This is a genomic window from Pseudomonas sp. S12(2018) (genome assembly GCF_024355235.1).
Taxonomy (GTDB): Bacteria; Pseudomonadota; Gammaproteobacteria; order Pseudomonadales; family Pseudomonadaceae; genus Aquipseudomonas; species Aquipseudomonas palmensis.
Window position 1 is genome coordinate 13,706 of the sequence record NZ_QLAD01000016.1, and the last position, 18,494, is coordinate 32,199.

The 18,494-nt window shown below is 63.8% G+C and carries 13 protein-coding genes; 4 read left to right on the forward strand and 9 right to left on the reverse strand.

Annotated elements, in window-relative coordinates:
- From tssG to tssA, 6 genes are all read right to left on the reverse strand, one after another.
- Window positions 1–1,008 carry a type VI secretion system baseplate subunit TssG gene (gene tssG / locus DN388_RS25135; protein ID WP_043860556.1) on the reverse strand — a complete coding sequence of 336 codons (1,008 nt, stop codon included), beginning with the start codon at window positions 1,006–1,008 and terminating at the stop codon, window positions 1–3.
- Window positions 972–2,759 carry a type VI secretion system baseplate subunit TssF gene (gene tssF / locus DN388_RS25140; protein WP_054916573.1) on the reverse strand — a complete coding sequence of 596 codons (1,788 nt, stop codon included), beginning with the start codon at window positions 2,757–2,759 and terminating at the stop codon, window positions 972–974. The genes tssG and tssF overlap by 37 nt, the downstream gene beginning before the upstream one ends.
- 65 nt (window positions 2,760–2,824) lie before the next feature.
- Window positions 2,825–3,232 carry a type VI secretion system baseplate subunit TssE gene (tssE, locus tag DN388_RS25145; protein WP_088513884.1) on the reverse strand — a complete coding sequence of 136 codons (408 nt, stop codon included), beginning with the start codon at window positions 3,230–3,232 and terminating at the stop codon, window positions 2,825–2,827.
- 14 nt (window positions 3,233–3,246) lie between these two features.
- A complete protein-coding gene (gene tssC, locus DN388_RS25150; protein WP_058540731.1) occupies window positions 3,247–4,722 on the reverse strand; it encodes a type VI secretion system contractile sheath large subunit in 1,476 nt (491 codons plus the stop codon).
- Between the two features lie 25 nt (window positions 4,723–4,747).
- A complete protein-coding gene (gene tssB / locus DN388_RS25155; protein WP_043860560.1) occupies window positions 4,748–5,257 on the reverse strand; it encodes a type VI secretion system contractile sheath small subunit in 510 nt (169 codons plus the stop codon).
- A gap of 32 nt (window positions 5,258–5,289) precedes the next feature.
- Window positions 5,290–6,852, reverse strand: a complete 1,563-nt coding sequence (gene tssA, locus DN388_RS25160) for a type VI secretion system protein TssA (RefSeq protein WP_043860561.1) — start codon at window positions 6,850–6,852, stop codon at window positions 5,290–5,292.
- Window positions 6,853–7,216: 364 nt separating this feature from the next.
- On the opposite strand from tssA, the gene DN388_RS25165 reads away from it, so the two are divergent.
- A complete protein-coding gene (locus tag DN388_RS25165; protein ID WP_255002830.1) occupies window positions 7,217–11,059 on the forward strand; it encodes a bifunctional diguanylate cyclase/phosphodiesterase in 3,843 nt (1,280 codons plus the stop codon).
- 208 nt (window positions 11,060–11,267) lie between these two features.
- The gene (gene glyA / locus DN388_RS25170) at window positions 11,268–12,521 is read left to right on the forward strand and encodes a serine hydroxymethyltransferase (RefSeq protein ID WP_043860563.1); all 1,254 of its coding nucleotides are present in this window, start codon (window positions 11,268–11,270) and stop codon (window positions 12,519–12,521) included.
- Window positions 12,522–12,663: 142 nt separating this feature from the next.
- Here glyA and yjiA read toward each other — a convergent pair whose 3' ends face one another.
- The 3 genes from yjiA to DN388_RS25185 form a co-directional block, all read right to left on the reverse strand.
- On the reverse strand, window positions 12,664–13,623 hold the full coding sequence (gene yjiA / locus DN388_RS25175; protein WP_058540733.1) for a GTPase: 960 nt from the start codon (window positions 13,621–13,623) through the stop codon (window positions 12,664–12,666).
- A gap of 86 nt (window positions 13,624–13,709) precedes the next feature.
- Window positions 13,710–13,907 (reverse strand): YbdD/YjiX family protein, encoded by a 198-nt coding sequence (locus tag DN388_RS25180; RefSeq protein ID WP_043860565.1) that lies wholly within the window; start codon window positions 13,905–13,907, stop codon window positions 13,710–13,712.
- A gap of 18 nt (window positions 13,908–13,925) precedes the next feature.
- On the reverse strand, window positions 13,926–15,992 hold the full coding sequence (locus DN388_RS25185) for a carbon starvation CstA family protein (RefSeq protein WP_043860566.1): 2,067 nt from the start codon (window positions 15,990–15,992) through the stop codon (window positions 13,926–13,928).
- 197 nt (window positions 15,993–16,189) lie between these two features.
- Here DN388_RS25185 and DN388_RS25190 point away from each other — a divergent pair, with 197 nt between their 5' ends.
- A complete protein-coding gene (locus DN388_RS25190) occupies window positions 16,190–16,555 on the forward strand; it encodes a PilZ domain-containing protein (RefSeq protein ID WP_058540734.1) in 366 nt (121 codons plus the stop codon).
- 264 nt (window positions 16,556–16,819) lie between these two features.
- On the forward strand, window positions 16,820–18,340 hold the full coding sequence (locus tag DN388_RS25195) for a nucleobase:cation symporter-2 family protein (protein ID WP_043860568.1): 1,521 nt from the start codon (window positions 16,820–16,822) through the stop codon (window positions 18,338–18,340).
- Window positions 18,341–18,494: the final 154 nt, after the last annotated feature.

Genomic DNA, 18,494 nt, shown 5'->3' on the forward strand with positions numbered 1-18,494 from the left:
TTAATGAATTTTGCTTCCCAGGGTCACCACGCCATCGGCGCGTTCGTGACCGAGCCAACTCGTCCATCCCAGACGGCAGGCGTTGTCCTGGCCGATACGCAGCTCGCGAATCTCTTCCTGGCGCAGCACCAGGCGGATGTCGTAGTCCAGCGGGTCGCGCAGGGTGAAACGCACCAGGGCACACAGCGGCTGATAGCCGAAGCCGATCGGCAGGAACTCGTGAAAGCGCTGCCAGTCGAGCTGGGTGATGTGGATGCGGAACTTGCCGTTGCGATCACGCACCCGCTCGCCCAGCACCACGTCCTCGCCCAGCAGGCTGTTGGCGCGCCCCAGGCGATTGCACTGCTCCTGCAGGATGACCACGCGACGTTCGATGCACTGCTCGATGACCAACTGCGCATGCTTGAAGTAGTAGCGCAGCACCGCCTCGATCAATGCCGCCGAGTGGGCACGCAGGCTCAGCAGGCCCAGGTAGGGCAACAGGCGCTTCCAGTTCAGTTCGCGGGCCTCGCGAATGTGCTCGCCACCCAGCCCGATCAGGGCGAACAGCTGCGCCGAGAATGGGTCCATCGCCCCGCTCTGGAAGCGTGCGCGATAACGGTACTTGCGCCAGATGGGCAGCATCAGGCGCTGTAGCCGATGGTGGAACACGTCGAGAAACTGCCGGGTCGTGTTGCCGTCCTCGCCATCGCCCAGCGCCTGCTCCACGTAGAACGCCGGCAGCGGCGAGCTGGCGCCGCACAGGCCAATCAGGTTGAAACGCAGGCGTGCACGCATCTGCCCGCGGTCGTCGAAGAACTCGACGCGATCGACGTCGCTGCCCGGAAAGCCCAGGCTCGGATTGGCCTGGAACTCCAGCTGGTCGTACAGCTCCTCTTCGCTCAGGTGCGGATGGAACTCGCGCAGCCGGTCGATGACCAGCAGCACGGCCTGAAACAGCGAGTATTCGCGTATTGCGTGGCTCAGCCCGCTCAAAGCAGGGGCTGCAGGCCCATACGTGGTGTCCATTGGTACACCTCTCCCTGGGTACTTCTGACCCGCAACTCGTGGTACGAGTTGAGGCTGGCATAAAGGGCAAAGAACTCGTTGAGCACCGAGGCGAACACGAACAGGTCGCCTTCGCCGATGTAGCCTTGCGGGTCGATGGTCAGTTCGGTGCGCAGCCCGCGCAGGGGCAGGCCGCGGTGCAGTCGGTCGACATGCTCGTGACGGATCGACTTGAGCCCGCCGAGCAGGCGCTTGCTGACCTTCTCGGCATGTTGGTCGTAGTAGCGCGGCAAGTCGTAGGTTTCCAGGATCACCTTGAGCGCATCGACGTTGGCCAGCGACAGGTAGTTGAGCGACATGTTGCTGATCAGCTTCCACAGGAAATCCCGGTTCAGGGGCGGTGCGTAGCTGGCCGTGACCGGGGTGATGTTGCGGAAGGTGAGAAACTCCGGGGTCTGCTCGGACGGCTGGTCGATATCACCCAGCTTGAGCCGGCGCGGCAGGTTCTGGTTGGTGCAGGTGAGCTCGATGGACAGCGTCTCGTGGGTGCGGGTATCGCGTATTCCGAAGCTCAGGTAGGTGTCCAGGCCGTCATGCAACAGCGAGGAGCGCTGGCGAATGCTGTAGTGCGGGCTGGTCTGCGGCACGTCGAAACTGGGGTCGTGCTCGAACGACTCGAATGGCACATAGGCCTGGTAGCCCACGCCGCCGGGCTTCCAGCCGGTCACGCTGTGCACCGAGAACACCCCGCAGTTCTCCAGGTCGTACTCGGCGGGCAGCAGCAGGTATTCGTCCTGCTTGCCATCCAGGCGAATCGGCAGGGCATCGTGCTGGAACAGGTTGGCGATAGGGGTGCAGTACAGCTTGACGTTGTCCAGCGTGGGGCGCATGCGCTGGATACCGCCCCTGCGGATGTCGAAACGTATCTCCAGCCCACGCATCTGCTTGAGGGTTTCCGTGCCCAGGGACTTGAGTGCCTCCAGGCCGTCGAGGTCGACGAACAGGAACTTGTCCTGGAAGGCGAAGTACTCCTGCAGGTAGCGGTAACCGCGAAAGGTGTTCAGCGGGTAGGGAATCAGCGCTTCTTCCTCGGCGAAGCCGACCGGCTGGATACGGTTGCCAGCCAGGCGCACTGTCACGTTCTCGCCACTGGCGCGCACCAGCGGCTTGCCATCGCCCCCCAGCGGCACCAGCTCGATGCCTTCCACGTTGCGCAGCAGGCACAGGTAGAGCATCTGGCTGATGTAGCGCTCGCCTGCCAGGTGCAGGCGCAGGCGGCTCAGTTCCAGCTCGCCGACATGCCCGTCGCAGCTCATCTCCAGGCGCAGGCTGAGCAGCGCCCCATCACCCTTTACCGAGTAATTGAGCGCGGTGAGGTCCAGGGCCATGACATCGGTGGGGTAGCAGGTGCGAAAACGGCAGCGCACCTCATCGATCGGCTGGCTCTCGACCGGTGTATCGCGCGCCACCCGCAAGGGCGGGCCGGACTGGCCCAGCGGGTCGAACTGCAGGATGCTGAACGCCGGCAGCGGGCGCATGTAGTTGGGCCACAGCAGCTGCATCAGCGAATGGCTCAGCTCGGGCAGTTCGTCATCGAGCTTCTGGCGCAGGCGCCCGGTGAGGAAGGCAAAGCCCTCGAGCAGCCGCTCCACGTCCGGGTCGCGCCCGGCCTGCCCCAGAAACGGCGCCAGGGCCGGGCTGCGCTCGGCAAAGCGTCGCCCCAGCTGGCGCAACGCGGTGAGCTCGCTCTGGTAGTAATGATTGAAGGACATGCTCGGTTACCTGTTTTGCATGCTCAGGAACGTCCTGTTCGCGAGACGACAGCGCGGTGCGCGTCTCAGTTGACCTGCACCTGCCCGCCGCCCTCCAGGCGCGCGGAAAAGCTGACCTGACGCTTGATCCCGTCCAGCTCAAGCAGGCCTTCGATGCTGAAAGCCAGCTTGAGCTGATCGTGATCACGCGGCAGCGACACCACGCGCACATTGGTCAGGCGCGGTTCGTAGGCTTCGATGAACTGCTCGATGGCCTGACGCGCCTGGCTCAGCGCGTCATGCAGGCTCAGGCGCATGTCATTGAGGTCTGCCAGCCCGTAATCGGGCAGCGTCTGCACGCTGCCCGCACGGGTACTGAGCATCTTGCCCAGGTGCACCGCCACCGAGGTCATGGCAGCCCTCTCGCGGCTCCAGCCGCGACGCTTGTCGGCTTCGCCGCCCAGACGCTCGAAAAGGCTGCCATATCCGCTCATGTACGCGCCCCCGCTTACTCTTTATCCAGCTTGCCGACCAGCGACAGGGTGAAGTCGGCGCCCATGTACTTGAAGTGCGGGCGCACGTTGAGGCTGACCCGGTACCAACCCGGCTCCCCTTCAACATCGCTGACGATGATCTGGGCCGCGCGCAGCGGACGACGCCCACGCACCTCGGCGCTCGGGTTCTCCTGGTCGGCCACGTACTGGCGGATCCACTTGTTGAGTTCCAGCTCCAGGTCGGTGCGCTCCTTCCACGAGCCCAACTGCTCGCGCTGCAGTACCTTGAGGTAGTGGGCCAGGCGGTTGACGATCATCATGTACGGCAGCTGGGTACCGAGCTTGTAGTTCAGCTCGGCGGCCTTGCCCTCGGCGCTGATGCCGAAGAACTTGGGTTTCTGCACCGAACTGGCGGAGAAGAAGGCGGCGTTGTCACTGCCCTTGCGCATGGTCAGGGAAATGAAGCCTTCCTCGGCCAGCTCGTACTCGCGGCGGTCCGACACCAGCACTTCGGTGGGGATCTTGGTCTCGATCTCGCCCATGCTTTCGAAGTGGTGCAGCGGCAGGTCTTCCACCGCGCCACCGCTCTGCGGGCCGATGATGTTCGGGCACCAGCGGAACTTGGCGAAGCTGTCGGTCAGCTTGGTGCCGAACGCATAGGCGGTGTTGCCCCACAGGTAGTGCTCGTGGCTGTTGGCCACGGTTTCCTTGTAGACGAACGACTTGACCGGGTTTTCCTCCGGGTCATAAGGGTTGCGCAGCAGGAAGCGCGGCACGGTGAGGCCGATGTAGCGCGCGTCCTCGGACTGGCGAAAGCTCTGCCACTTGGCAAACTGCGGGCCTTCGAAGTGGTCCTTGAGATCCTTGAGGTCCGGCAGGCCGGTGAAGCTTTCGAGGCCGAAGAACTTCGGACCGGCAGCGGCGATGAACGGCGCATGGGACATGCACGCAACGCTGGAGACGTACTGCATCAGCTTGACGTCGGGGGAGCTGGGCGACATGAAGTAGTTGGCGATGATCGCGCCCACCGGCTGGCCACCGAACTGGCCGTACTCTGCGGTATAGATGTGCTTGTAGAGACCGGCCTGCATGACTTCGGGCGAGTCCTCGAAGTCGTCCAGCAGGTCCTGCTTGGAGACGTTGAGAATTTCTATCTTGATGTTTTCGCGAAAGTTGGTGCGGTCGACCAGCAACTGCAGGCCACGCCAGGCCGACTCCAGCGACTGGAAGTCGGGGTGGTGGAGAATCGCGTCCATCTGGCGGCTGAGCTTGGCATCGATCTCGGCGATCATGCGGTCGACCATGGCCTTCTTGACCGGTTCGCCGTCGTTGTGCGGCTTGAGCAGCTCTTCGATGAAGGCCGACACGCCGCGCTTGGCAATGTCATAGGCTTCATCGTCGGGCGTCAGGCGGGTTTGCGCGATGATGTTGTCGAGAATGCTGTACTCGCCTTCGGTGCTGCTGGTTTGCTGTGCTGCGCTGGTGCTCATGGTGTTCTTCCTTGACGGGGGAGGCTCAAGCGTCGGTGGTCGGCGTGGCGCTCAGGCCCAGTTCGCCGAGTACGCGGGTGCGCGACTCATCGTCGGCGAGCACGCCTTCGATGGCCTTGCGAAAAGCCGGTGCGTTGCCCAGCGGGCCCTTGAGTGCCACCAGCGCATCGCGCAGTTCCATCAGCTTCTTGAGCTCTGGCACCTGCTCGACCAGGCTGGCCGGGTTGAAGTCCTTCATGGAGTTGACCCGCAGGCTGATGCCCAGCTCATCGCTGGCGCTTTCGTCGTCCTGCAGGCGGTTGGGCACGCTGAGGGTCAGGCTCAACTCCTGCTTGGCGAGCACTTCGTCAAACGTCATCTTGTCGATGCTGATGGGCTTGCGGTCCTCTACCTTGCGTTCGTCCGGACGCTGGGTGTAGTCACCGATCGCGAGCAGCTTCAAGGGCAGTTCGATTTCTTCCTGGGCACCGCCCGTGGCAGGTTTGAACGTGACGTTGATGCGTTCCTTGGGGGCTACCGAGCCTTCTTTGGCCATGGCTTTTCTCCTTGCGTTTGCGGCCCGGGGGCCTAGTCGAGTACCACTTCGAGGTCGAGGTGGCACAGCCTGCGATAAACCTCATCCTTGCGTTCGCGCACGGCGTGGTTCTGCGGCAGCAGCTCACAACAGCTGTGCAGCAGACGCAGTACTTCCAGTGCCAGGTCCGGCTCCCACTGATGCAGGCCGGCCTGTTGCAGTTCGTGATCTAGGGCTTCGAGCTGGGTCTTGGCCAGTTCGTACTTCTTGGCCAGAAAGCACAGCCGCGCCTGGCTGAGCTGCCAGAAAAAGCGCACACGCCCGCCTTGAGCCGCCTGCATGCCCTGCTTGAGTATCTGCACGGCAGGCTTGAGGCCGTCCTTGCGCAGCACGGGCAGCACCGCCTCCAGGGCCAGCTCCCAGGGTGGCAGGCTGGTCGCGAGGTCGGTCTCGACCTTGCGCGGTGCGCTGGTGCTCTGCAGGTGCGGCATGACGCTGGCGTTGATCCAGCCCCGCGTCGCCGGGTCGGCAAACGGCGTACCGTCATGAAAGCGCAGCTCCACCACCCCGGGCAGGCGCTGCAGCAGTTGCGCGAAGTGGAACTCCACCTCGCGCATGCCCTGCTCGGCGTTGAGCTCCAGCAGGCACTCCCAGACCATGCGCTGGCCGTCGAACCAGAACGGCGACTTGGCCAGGCTGGCCTCGAGCTCCATCAGCAGGTCGGCGTACTGGCCGTTGGCAAAGCGTTCCTGGTAGATCTTCAGGCGGTCGACCGGCAACCCGCGCAGCACGGTCACCTGTTCGGCATTGCGCTCGGGCACCGCGTCGATCTGCAACCACAGCAGCGTGCGGTTGAGGCGCAAGGCGCGCACGTCGGTGGCCTTCTGCTTGAGCCACCAGTTCGATAACGGTCGAGCGCCATCCTGCAGGGTGCGTAACACCTTGTGCGCGTCTTTTTCGCTGTCGACGGGGGCGCCGGGGGTGAGCAACTGGGTGGCGGCCTGCTTGACCTGGGCCACGACCGCGCCCACGGCCCCAGGTTCGGGCTGATTGTCGGCAGCACGTTGCACCATGCTCGACAGGCGTCGGCACAACGGCAGCAACAGCGGCGCCTCATCGCCCAGGTGCGTGGTCAGGGCTGCATCGAGCGCCTGCAGGCTGTCGACCAGGCGGCGGAACAGCGCCAGTTGCTCCTTGATCGCGACGTTTTCACCCAGTACCTGCTCCAGGCGCGGCACCAGCCAGCCGATGGCCGCGGCCCGCGTGCGCGGCTTGGCTGGGTGCACCTGCGCCCAGTGCTGCTCGCACAGGTGCTGCAACAGTCCCACGCCGGCCAGCAGGCCCGGGAAGGATTCGCGTTGATACAACGCCCACGTCAACCAGGCGGCAACCCGCAGGTCCTTGGACTGTGTGCGCAGCAGCGTCTCGCTGTTCTCGAGCACGCGGAGCCAGTCGATCTGGCCGCTCTCGTGAACGGACTGAGCCTTGTTCAACTCGCCTTCCAGTGCTTCGTACTCACTGGAAAAACGCACGTCCTCGCCCGCAAAACAGTCTGGTGATACAGCCTGCCGGGCAACCTCGTGGTAACGAGCGTGCAACTTGCTTGAGTAGGACATCCTTGGCCTGTAGTTGGACTGCAGGCCCCGCGCCGACCGAAAAAGCCCAGGCGGCACGGGGCCTACCAAAACAGCGTCAAACACCCATCCGTGGGTTCGCTGCCTTAAGTGAGGGGGCACATCCTAGATAGGGAAATGGCACATTGCAATCAACACAGCGTGTGCAATTTGTATCAAAAAGCAGGAAACCATTCCGCTGACGAACAGGACTGGCACTTTGCCACACTTCAAGGCATGCTAGCCGCCCTTCGGGCGTGCAGCTTATAGTGCGCGCCTGGAACCGGGATGCGACAGGACTACCGCACACTGCGCCGCTTGTCGCTGCGTAGCGATCACCTGCCACAGCCTCACGCAGGAACAGCGTTTGACCAATCTGACTCAGCCTTCATCCCCGCGCAAAGCCACGAGTGCGTCCGGTTCGCCCTTGCGTGGCTCGCTCAAAGGCGCGTTGGCCATCCTGGTGCTGCTGTTGCTCGCGCTGCTGTTCTGGCAGGTGTTCGAGCAGTTCCGCCATACCCAGGCCGATCGCCGCCAGCAGAGCCTAGATGCAAGTGCCGAACTGGCCAGCCAGCTCAACCTGAGCCTGGCATTGAACGCGCAAAAAGCCCTCACCCTGCTGCAACCCTACCCTGCCGCACCGGCCGTCACCGACCTGCCGCCGCTGCTCGAACACCTGCACGCACGCCTGCCCGCCCTGCGCAGCCTGGTGTGGGTGGACGCCCAGGGCGCGTTGCTGCGCGACAGCGCGGGCATCAGTGCCGACCGCAAGGCGCTCCAGGAGCTGCTGCACCTGGGCCAGGACCGCCCGTACTACTTCAGCAACAGCGACGACAACAGCCTGGTCTACCTGCTGCTGCAGCACCCCGACAGCGACACCCGTGGCTATTGGCTGCTGCGCCTGGCCCCGGAGTACTACCAGCAACTGAGCCAACCCCTGGATCACGCCGCGCCACCGCTGTGGCTGCTGGAAAACAGCCGCACGGCCCAGGTCATCGATCGCCACGCGCCGCCGCTCGATGCGCGCGACGCCAGCATCGAGCCGCCGCAAAGCGTGCTGCTGGCGTACCTGGACAACAGCGACTGGCAACTGCGCGGCCTGTTCGATGCCGCCCACAGCCGCCAGCAACTGCTGCCGGCCTTGATCGGCAAGTGCGTGCTGGGCCTGGTGTGCGCGCTGATCCCGCTGCTGGCGCTGATCAGCATGCGCCGCCGCCACCGCGCCCTGCAGGAAGGTCGGCGACGCTATCAGGACATCTTCGAAGGCACGGGCGTGGCCTTGTGCGTACTCGACCTGTCGGGGCTGACCGAACTGCTGGAACGCCTGCGCCTGCGCAGCACAGCCGAGCTGGCCCAGCGCCTGGCCCAGGATGTATCGCTGCGCCACAGCCTGCTGGGCGAGCTGAAGGTTACCGAAGTCAATCAGGTGGCCCTGCAACTGCTGGGCGCCGGCTGCTGCGAGAGCGCCTGGCAGCGCCTGATCGAAGGCCACTCGCCGGGCGCCGACGGGGTGGGCATGCAGTTGGTCGAGGCAGTGGTGCAGGACCTGCGCCTGCTGGAGCTGGAAGTGCGGCTCAGCGACCCCCAGGGCCAGGACCAGCACCTGTGGCTGATGGTGCGCTTCCCCCAGGCACGGCGTGACTACCAGGCCGTGATCCTGAGCATCAGCGATATCACCAGCCGCAAGCGCGTGGAGCTGTCGCTGCTGGAGCGCGAAAGCTTCTGGTCGGACGTGGTGCGCACCGTGCCCGACCAGCTGTACGTGCAGGATGTGCACAGCCTGCGCATGATCTTCAGCAACCGCCACCTGGGCCAGACCCTGGGCTATTCGCGCAGCGAGCTGGCGCAGATGGGCGAGTACTTCTGGGAGGTGCTGCTGCACCCGCAGGACGCCGAGCTGTTTCGCCAGATGCGCCAGCAGCAGCGCCAGAGCGGCTATGTGGAGCAGTTGCATTGCCAACTGCGTTTTCTTCACCACGACCAGAGCTGGCGGCGCTACGACATTCGCGAACAGGCCCTGACCCGCGACCCTGACGGCACGGTGCTGCGCATCATCGGGGTGGGCAAGGACGTCACCGACCAGATCGAAGCGAGCGAGTCGCTGCGCGACAGCGAGCAGCGCTACCGCATGCTCGCCGAGAGCATCAGCGACGTGATCTTCTCCACCGACCCGCAGTTGCAGCTCAACTACGTCAGCCCCTCGGTGCAGACGGTACTGGGCTACGACGTGGCGTGGATCTTCGCCAACGGCTGGCAGTCGACCATTGCCAACCCGGCGCAGCTGACCGGCGTGTTCACCCTGTTCGAACGGGTCAAGCGGGCCCTCGAGGAACCCGCCGCGCTGGAGCGCCTGCGCACCGAGGTGACCACCCAGCTGTTCCTGTTCGACTGTCTGCGCGCCGACGGCCGCAAGATCCCGATCGAGCTGCGCGTGGTACTGGTGTGGGACGAGCACAACCATTTCGAGGGCATCCTGGGCGTCGGCCGCGACATCAGCCAGCAACGCCGCGCCGAGAAAGACCTGCGCATGGCCGCCACGGTGTTCGAGCATTCCACCTCGGCGATCTTGATCACCGACCCGGCCGGCTACATCGTGCAGGCCAACGAAGCCTTCAGCCGGGTCAGCGGCTACGCGGTGAGCGACGTGCTCGACCAGTTGCCGAGCCTGCTCACCGTCGACGAACAGCAGGAAGCCCACCTCAACTACGTGCTCAAGCAACTGCACCAGCGCGGCACCTGGGAGGGCGAGGTCTGGCTCAAGCGCCGCAGCGGCGAGCACTACCCGGCGTGGGTCGGCATCACCGCGGTGCTCGACGACGAGGGTGACCTGGCCAGCTACGTGTGCTTCTTCACCGACATCAGCGAGCGCAAGGCCAGCGAACAGCGCATTCACCGCCTGGCCTACTACGACGCCCTGACCCACCTGCCCAACCGCACGCTGTTCCAGGACCGCCTGCACACCGCGCTGCAGCAGGCCGAGCGGCAGAAGGCCTGGGTGGTGCTGATGTTCCTGGACCTGGACCGTTTCAAGCCGATCAACGACTCCCTGGGGCATGCCGCAGGCGATCGCATGCTCAAGGACATGGCCGAACGCCTGCTCGACTGCGTACACGACGACGACACCGTGGCGCGCATGGGCGGCGACGAATTCACCTTGCTGCTGCAACCCAAGGCCACCCGCGAAATCGCGCTCAACCGCGCGATCCACGTGGCCGAGCAGATCCTGGGCAGCCTGGTGCGACCGTTCGTGCTGGAGAACCGCGAGTTCTTCGTCACTGCCAGCATCGGCATCGCCCTCAGCCCGCAGGATGGCAGCGAGCTGAGCCAGCTGATGAAGAACGCCGACACCGCGATGTACCACGCCAAGGAGCGCGGCAAGAACAACTTCCAGTTCTACCAGGCCGACATGAACGCCAGTGCGCTGGAGCGCCTGGAGCTGGAAAGCGACCTGCGTCATGCGCTGGAGCAGAACGAATTCATCCTCTACTACCAGCCGCAGTTCAGCGGCGACGGCAAGCGCCTGACCGGTGCCGAGGCCCTGCTGCGCTGGCGCCACCCGCGCCGCGGGCTGGTGCCGCCGGGCGACTTCATCCCGGTGATCGAGGAGCTGGGGCTGGTGGTGGACGTGGGCGACTGGGTCATCAGCGAAGCCTGCCGCCAGCTCAAGGCCTGGCACCAGGCCAAGGTGCGAGTGCCCAAGGTGTCGGTGAACATTTCGGCGCGCCAGTTCTCCGATGGCCAACTGGGCACGCGCATCGCCACCATCCTGGCCGATACCGGGCTGCCGCCGGCGTGCCTGGAGCTGGAACTGACCGAAAGCATCCTGATGCGCGAGGTCAACGAGGCGATGGTGATCCTCGACAGCCTGAAGAATCTGGGGCTGAGCATTGCGGTGGACGACTTCGGCACCGGCTACTCGTCGCTCAACTACCTCAAGCAGTTCCCCATCGACGTGCTCAAGATCGACCGCACCTTCGTCGACGGTCTGCCCGAGGGCGAGCAGGATGCGCAGATCGCCCGCGCCATCATCGCCATGGCCCACAGCCTGAACCTGGCGGTGATCGCCGAGGGTGTGGAGACCCATGAGCAACTGGAGTTTCTGCGCGAGCACGGTTGCGACGAGGTGCAGGGCTACCTGTTCGGGCGGCCGATGCCGGCCAACCAGTTCGAGGCGCAGTTCAGCAACGAAACGTTGTTCATGTTCGAATGACGCATCGCGGGTCAAGCCCGCTCCCACAGGATGTTCTCGGCCCCCGAGAGCGGATACCAGACCTGTGGGAGCGGGCTTGACCCGCGATAAGTTCACACCGAGCCTGAATGAGCCCCGCTTGTCTGCGACATGATGCCCTTTCATATGCCAGACAAAAGCCGATGAGGTAGAATGCCCGCCTATTTCAGCACGATCCTTGAGGACCGCCATGTTCAGCCGTGATTTGACCATTGCCAAGTACGACGCCGATCTCTTTGCCGCCATGGAGCAAGAAGCTCAGCGCCAGGAAGAGCACATTGAGCTGATCGCTTCGGAAAACTACACCAGCCCTGCGGTGATGGAAGCTCAAGGCTCGGTACTGACCAACAAGTACGCCGAAGGCTACCCGGGCAAGCGCTACTACGGTGGCTGCGAATACGTCGACGTGGTCGAGCAACTGGCCATCGACCGCGCCAAGCAGCTGTTCGGCGCCGACTACGCCAACGTGCAGCCGCACGCCGGCTCCCAGGCCAACGCTGCCGTCTACCTGGCCCTGCTGTCGGCCGGTGACACCATCCTGGGCATGAGCCTGGCCCACGGCGGCCACCTGACCCACGGCGCTGCCGTGTCGTCCTCGGGCAAGCTGTACAACGCCATCCAGTACGGCATCGACGCCAACGGCCTGATCGACTACGACGAAGTCGAGCGCCTGGCGGTCGAGCACAAGCCGAAAATGATCGTGGCCGGTTTCTCGGCCTACTCGCAGGTGCTGGACTTCCCGCGCTTCCGCGAAATCGCCGACAAGGTCGGTGCCTACCTGTTCGTCGACATGGCCCACGTGGCTGGCCTGGTCGCCGCTGGCGTTTACCCGAACCCGGTGCCGTTCGCCGACGTGGTCACCACCACCACCCACAAGACCCTGCGCGGTCCACGTGGCGGCCTGATCCTGGCCCGTGCCAACGCCGACATCGAGAAGAAGTTGAACTCCGCCGTATTCCCGGGCGCCCAGGGCGGCCCGCTGGAGCACGTGATCGCGGCCAAGGCGATCTGCTTCAAGGAAGCGCTGCAGCCTGAGTTCAAGGCCTACCAGCAGCAAGTGGTGAAGAACGCCCAGGCCATGGCCGGCGTGTTCATCGAGCGCGGCTTCGACGTGGTGTCGGGCGGTACTGAAAACCACCTGTTCCTGCTGTCGCTGATCAAGCAGGAAATCTCCGGCAAGGACGCAGACGCTGCCCTGGGCAAAGCCTTCATCACCGTCAACAAGAACTCCGTGCCAAACGACCCACGCTCCCCGTTCGTCACTTCCGGCCTGCGCTTCGGCACCCCGGCCGTGACCACTCGCGGCTTCAAGGAAGCAGAGTGCAAGGAACTGGCGGGCTGGATCTGCGACATCCTGGACGACCTGAACAACGAAGCGGTGATCGACGCCGTTCGCGAGAAGGTCAAGGCCATCTGTGCCAAGCTGCCGGTGTACGGCAACTGATCGCAGGTACCTGATGTGAAAAAGCCCGGCTCCCAGCCGGGCTTTTTTGTGGCATCGCGGGTCAAGCCCGCTCCCACAGGATTTCATAGCCCTCCAGATGGGTAGTAAACCTGTGGGAGCGGGCTTGACCCGCGATGGGCCCTCAGGGGCGACCCAAGGCCTCGAACCCCTCGCGAATCTTCGCCTCGGGCAGGTCATCGGCAATGAACACCATCACACTCTCGCGCTGTTCGCCTTCGGCCCACTCGGTATCCCAGTCGAAGCCATAGAGCTTCAGCACGCCCTGAAACACCAGCCGCCGATCCTCCCCAGCAATGTTCAACACGCCCTTGTAGCGCAACAGCTGCTTGCCATGCGCCTCCAGCAATTGGTTCATGAACTCGCTCAGCCGGTCGATATCCAGCGGCACATCGGTACGCAGCACCATGCTGGAGATCCGGTCCAGGCTGTTGCCCGCCGCCACAACAGGCCGCAGGTTGAGGCTGGCGTTGAGGTTGAACCCGCGCACATCCAGCAGCTCGGCCAGGTCGATCCTGCCGTTGTCCACCACACGGATCGGCGCACGTCGGTTGATCCGCGCCAGGCGCTGGCTCAAAGCCTCGAACGCGGCCGCATCGACCAGGTCGGTCTTGCTCACCAGCAGGCGATCGGCAAACCCGACCTGGGCCTGGGCGATGGTCTGGGTCAGGTGCAGGTCGGCATGCGCGGCATCCACCAGGGTGATGATGCCGTCGAGGATGTAGCGCTCGCGCAGCTCTTCGTCGATGAAGAAGGTCTGCGCCACCGGTGCCGGGTCGGCCAGGCCGGTGCACTCGATCACCAGCCGGTCGAAGGCGATTTCGCCGCTGTCCAGACGCTCCAGCAGCAGGAACAGCGCCTTGGTCAGGTCGGTGTGGATGGTGCAGCACACGCAGCCGTTGGCCAGGGTCATGACCTGCACCGGTTCGTCGCCCAGCAGTTGGGTGTCGATGCCGGCGTCGCTGAACTCGTTTTCGATCACGGCGATTTTCAGGCCGTGCTCGGCCTTGAGCAGGTGACGCAGCAAGGTGGTCTTGCCGGCCCCCAGAAAACCGCTGAGCACGGTGACGGGAATGGGTTGCACGGAAAATCTCCTGAACACTGAAATGACTGTGGGAGCCCGGCTGCCCGGGCTCCCACAGGTTTGTCACACGCGGGCGGTGCCGTCTTTCAACAGCACTTGGGCCCGCCCTTGCCGCCGTAGCGCGCCTCCTGGCGTTCCCGGAAGAACTCCTCGTAGGTCATCGGCGGCAGGTCGGGGTGCCGGGTTTGCATATGCTCGACGTAATTGTCGTAGTCGGGCATGCCGACCATCAGGCGGGCTGCCTGCCCCAGGTACTTACCCAGTCGACCGAGATCGTTGAACATGTCTGCAATCCTCTTGGTTTACGCGTCCGGCAAGGCCTGGAACGGCGATTCCTTGTCGGTACGTTCTTTCTTGTTCAAGGCGCGGATACCGACCTTGAGCGCGAAGAACAGGATGCTGAACACCACGAACAGGAACAGCGCGGTCAGCGTCGCGTTGGTGTACGCGTTGAAGATCACGTGCTGCATCTGCGCGATGTCCTTGGCCGGGGCCAGTACCTGACCGGCGTCCAGCGCCGCGCTGTACTTGTTGGCCAGGGCCAGGAAGCCCACCGCCGGGTTCGGGTCGAACAGCTTGATGAAGCCTGCGGTGGTGGTGCAGATCAGCAGCCATACCGCCGGCACCAGGGTGACCCACATGTACTGCTGGCGCTTCATCTTGATCAGCACCACGGTGCCGAGCATCAGCGCGATACCGGCCAGCATCTGGTTGGAGATGCCGAACAGCGGCCACAAGGTGTTGATGCCACCCAGCGGGTCGATCACGCCCTGGTACAGCAGGTAGCCCCACAACGCCACACAGCCGGCGGTGGCGAGCAGGTTGGCGCCCCACGACTCGGTGCGCTTGAGCGCCGGCACGAACGAGCCCAGCAGGTCCTGCAGCATGAAGCGCCCGGCACGCGTACCGGCGTCTACCGCAGTGAGGATGAACAGGGCTTCGAACAGGATCGCGAAGTGGTACCAGAACGCCATGGTGTTTTCACCCGGTAGTACCTGGTGCAGGATCTGTGCGATACCCACCGCCAGGGTCGGCGCACCACCGGCACGGGCCAGCACGGTGTGCTCGCCGATGTCCCGGGCGACCGCCTCGAGCTGCTCGGGGGTGATGGCAAAGCCCCAACTGCTGACTGTCTGCGCCACCGACACCACGTCGGCACCGACCACCGCGGCCGGGCTGTTCATGGCGAAGTACACGCCCGGCTCGATCACCGAGGCGGCAACCATGGCCATGATCGCGACGAACGACTCCATCAGCATGCCGCCATAGCCGATGTAGCGGGCGTTGACTTCGTTGTCCAGCAGCTTGGGCGTGGTGCCCGAGGAGATCAGCGCATGGAAGCCCGATACCGCGCCACAGGCGATGGTAATGAACAGGAACGGGAACAGGGTGCCCTTCCACACCGGGCCGGTGCCGTCGGTGAATTGGGTCAGCGCCGGCATCTTCAGCTCGGGCGCCAGCACCAGGATGCCGATGGCCAGGGCAATGATGGTACCGATCTTGAGGAAGGTAGAGAGGTAGTCACGCGGCGCCAGCACCAGCCATACCGGCAGCACGGCGGCGACGAAGCCATAGCCCACAAGCATCCAGGTGATCTGCACGCCGGTGAAGGTGAACGCCGGGCCCCACACCGGATCGGCGGCCACCAGGCCCCCCAGCCAGATGGACAGCAACAGCAGCACCACACCGATCAGCGAGATCTCGCCGATGCGGCCCGGGCGGATATAACGCATGTACACGCCCATGAACATCGCGATGGGGATGGTCGCCATCACCGTGAACATGCCCCATGGGCTTTCGGCCAGGGCCTTGACCACGATCAGCGCCAGCACCGCAAGGATGATGATCATGATCAGGAAGCAGCCGAACAGGGCGATGGTGCCGGGAATGCGGCCCATTTCCTCACGCACCATGTCGCCCAGCGAGCGACCGTTGCGGCGGGTGGACAGGAACAGGATCATGAAGTCCTGCACTGCACCGGCCAGTACCACGCCGGCGATCAGCCAGAGCGTACCGGGCAGATAGCCCATCTGCGCAGCCAGTACCGGGCCCACCAGCGGGCCGGCGCCGGCGATGGCCGCGAAGTGGTGACCGAACAGGATGTGCTTGTTGGTCGGCACGTAGTCCAGACCATCGTTGTTGAGCACCGCCGGGGTGGCCCGGCGCGGGTCCAGCTGCATCACCTTGGTGGCGATGAACAGACTGTAGTAACGGTAGGCGACCAGGTAGAGGGCTACCGAGGCAACCACAATCCACAAGGCGTTGATCGCTTCGCCACGGCGCAGGGCAACCACACCCAGCGCACAGGCCCCCAGGACTGCCAGCAGCAGCCATGGTATATGGCGTAGCAGGCTATTATTGTTGTTCATGGTTTGCTTCCAGCTAGTGGATATGAAAGACCGCCCATCGAGTCTAGGGCGAGTCTTGGCGCATTGCCATACTTGCTTTGGTCTAGAGCCTGCAGCCCCGCCCACAGTCTCGTTATGCGCGTTCGCGATCATGCTGGCAAGCCCTGAGCTATAGTCAGTCAGGTTCCAGCCAGGTTCTACTGCAAAGGGCCTCCACCATGAGCGATCACCCAGAACGCCGGCGCTTCCAGCGCATACCCTTCGATGCACCGACCGAACTGCTCCAGGGCGAACGACGCTGGCCGGTCAACCTGCTCGACCTGTCGCTCAAGGGCCTGCTGATCGAGGCGCCCAAGGCCTGGGACGCCGACCTCGAGCGGCCGTTCGCTGCGCAGATACGCCTGGGTGAAGAGGCGTTTGTCACCATGACGGTGGAACTGCGCCATGTCGACGACACCCAGCTGGGGTTTATCTGCGAGCACATCGACCTCGATTCGCTGGAGCACCTGTGCCGCCTGGTGGAGCTCAACCTGGCCGATCGCACCGAACTGGAGCGCGAATTCCATCAACTCATCGACATTTGAAATCTTTTAGCCCGCTACCGACCTGACCCCGCCCCGCCTTCCTGTCCACCCAGACAGCTTTCAAACAGCCGTTCATGCCACCGGACCCAGCCCTGGCGGGCCTGGTGCTGCGTGTTGGAACGATAACTGCATCCACGCCTGCACCCAAACCAATGACCTGACTGTTCCTGTGCCAATCTAAAAATTGTATACAATTGTTCTGGCAATGAATGGCACGAGTTGTCTACAGTAGCGCCACAACAATAAAACAGAGAACCTGCTCCCATGACTACGTCCTCCCCCGACACGTCCACGGCATCACGTCCTGAAGACGAGAACCTGGGGCTCGGCGCCAACCTGGCGTACGGGCTGCAACACGTACTCACCATGTACGGCGGTATCGTCGCGGTACCGCTGATTCTCGGCCAGGCGGCCGGCCTGGGCCCGGCCGACATCGGCCTGCTGATTGCCGCATCGCTGTTTGCCGGTGGCCTGGCGACCCTGCTGCAGACCCTGGGCCTGCCGTTCTTCGGTTGCCAGTTGCCGCTGGTACAGGGCGTTTCGTTTGCCGGCGTGGCCACCATGGGCGCGATTCTCAGCAGCGAGGGCGGCGGCGGCCTGCCGGGGGTGCTGGGCGCGGTGATGGCGGCCTCGTTGATCGGGTTTCTGATCACCCCGGTGTTCTCGCGCATCACCAAGTTCTTCCCGCCACTGGTGACCGGCATCGTGATCACCACCATCGGCCTGACCCTGATGCCGGTCGCGGCGCGCTGGGTCATGGGCGGCAACAGCAAGGCACCGGACTTCGGCAGCATGTCCAACATCGGCCTGGCGGCGGTGACCTTCCTGATCGTGCTGATACTGAGCAAGCTGGGCAGCGCGGCGATCTCGCGGCTGTCGATCCTGCTGGCGATGGTGTTCGGCACCCTGATCGCCTGGTCGCTGGGCATGGCTGATTTCAGCAAGGTGCTCGAAGGTCCGCTGGTGGCCTTCCCTACCCCATTCCACTTCGGCATGCCGACCTTCCATATCGCGGCCATCCTGTCGATGTGCATCGTGATCATGGTGACCCTGGTGGAAACCTCGGCCGACATCCTCGCGGTAGGTGAGATCATCGACACCAAGGTCGACTCCAAGCGCCTGGGCGATGGCCTGCGTGCCGACATGGCCTCGAGCATCCTGGCGCCGATCTTCGGTTCGTTCACCCAGAGCGCATTCGCCCAGAACGTCGGCCTGGTGGCCGTGACCGGGGTGAAGAGCCGCTACGTGGTGGCTACCGGTGGCGTGATCCTGGTGGTGCTGGGCCTGCTGCCAATCATGGGCCGGGTGATTGCCGCCGTACCGACCTCGGTACTGGGTGGCGCGGGGATCGTGCTGTTCGGCACCGTGGCGGCCAGTGGTATCCGCACGCTGTCCAAGGTGGACTACCGCAACAACATGAACCTGATCATCGTGGCCGCCTCACTGGGCTTCGGCATGATCCCGATTGCCGCGCCCAACTTCTACGCGCAGTTCCCGAACTGGTTCGAGACCATCTTCCACTCCGGCATCAGCTCGTCGGCGATCATGGCGATTCTGCTGAACCTGGTGTTCAACCACTTCAAGACCGGCAACTCCGATCATCAGTCGGTGTTCGTGGCCGCCTCCGAGCGCACGCTGAACTACTCGGACATTTCCGGGCTGCGTGACGGCGACTACTTCGAAGACGGCAAGCTGTTCGATGCCGAGGGCAAGGAGATTCCGTTGCTGGAGAAGGATGAGCATGGGGGGCAGGTAGTGAGGCGAGAGACGGTGGCTGAGCATTGATAGTGCTCGGTTGATGAGGAAGGGCTGGTGCACGTGCACCGGCCCTTTTTGTGTGTGCCTCTTGGCCATCGGAAAGCGAATTTTATAAATATCAGAATACAACACTTCAATATTTTATTTCTGACAACTTACAATTATATCCTTTTCAAATAAT

Coding starts and splice junctions, on each gene's coding strand:
- tssG (WP_043860556.1), bottom strand. CDS start 1,008: ATGGACACCACGTATGGGCCTGCAGCCCCTGCTTTGAGCGGGCTGAGC.
- tssF (WP_054916573.1), bottom strand. CDS start 2,759: ATGTCCTTCAATCATTACTACCAGAGCGAGCTCACCGCGTTGCGCCAG.
- tssE (WP_088513884.1), bottom strand. CDS start 3,232: ATGAGCGGATATGGCAGCCTTTTCGAGCGTCTGGGCGGCGAAGCCGAC.
- tssC (WP_058540731.1), bottom strand. CDS start 4,722: ATGAGCACCAGCGCAGCACAGCAAACCAGCAGCACCGAAGGCGAGTAC.
- tssB (WP_043860560.1), bottom strand. CDS start 5,257: ATGGCCAAAGAAGGCTCGGTAGCCCCCAAGGAACGCATCAACGTCACG.
- tssA (WP_043860561.1), bottom strand. CDS start 6,852: ATGTCCTACTCAAGCAAGTTGCACGCTCGTTACCACGAGGTTGCCCGG.
- glyA (WP_043860563.1), top strand. CDS start 11,268: ATGTTCAGCCGTGATTTGACCATTGCCAAGTACGACGCCGATCTCTTT.
- DN388_RS25180 (WP_043860565.1), bottom strand. CDS start 13,907: ATGTTCAACGATCTCGGTCGACTGGGTAAGTACCTGGGGCAGGCAGCC.
- DN388_RS25185 (WP_043860566.1), bottom strand. CDS start 15,992: ATGAACAACAATAATAGCCTGCTACGCCATATACCATGGCTGCTGCTG.
- DN388_RS25190 (WP_058540734.1), top strand. CDS start 16,190: ATGAGCGATCACCCAGAACGCCGGCGCTTCCAGCGCATACCCTTCGAT.
- DN388_RS25195 (WP_043860568.1), top strand. CDS start 16,820: ATGACTACGTCCTCCCCCGACACGTCCACGGCATCACGTCCTGAAGAC.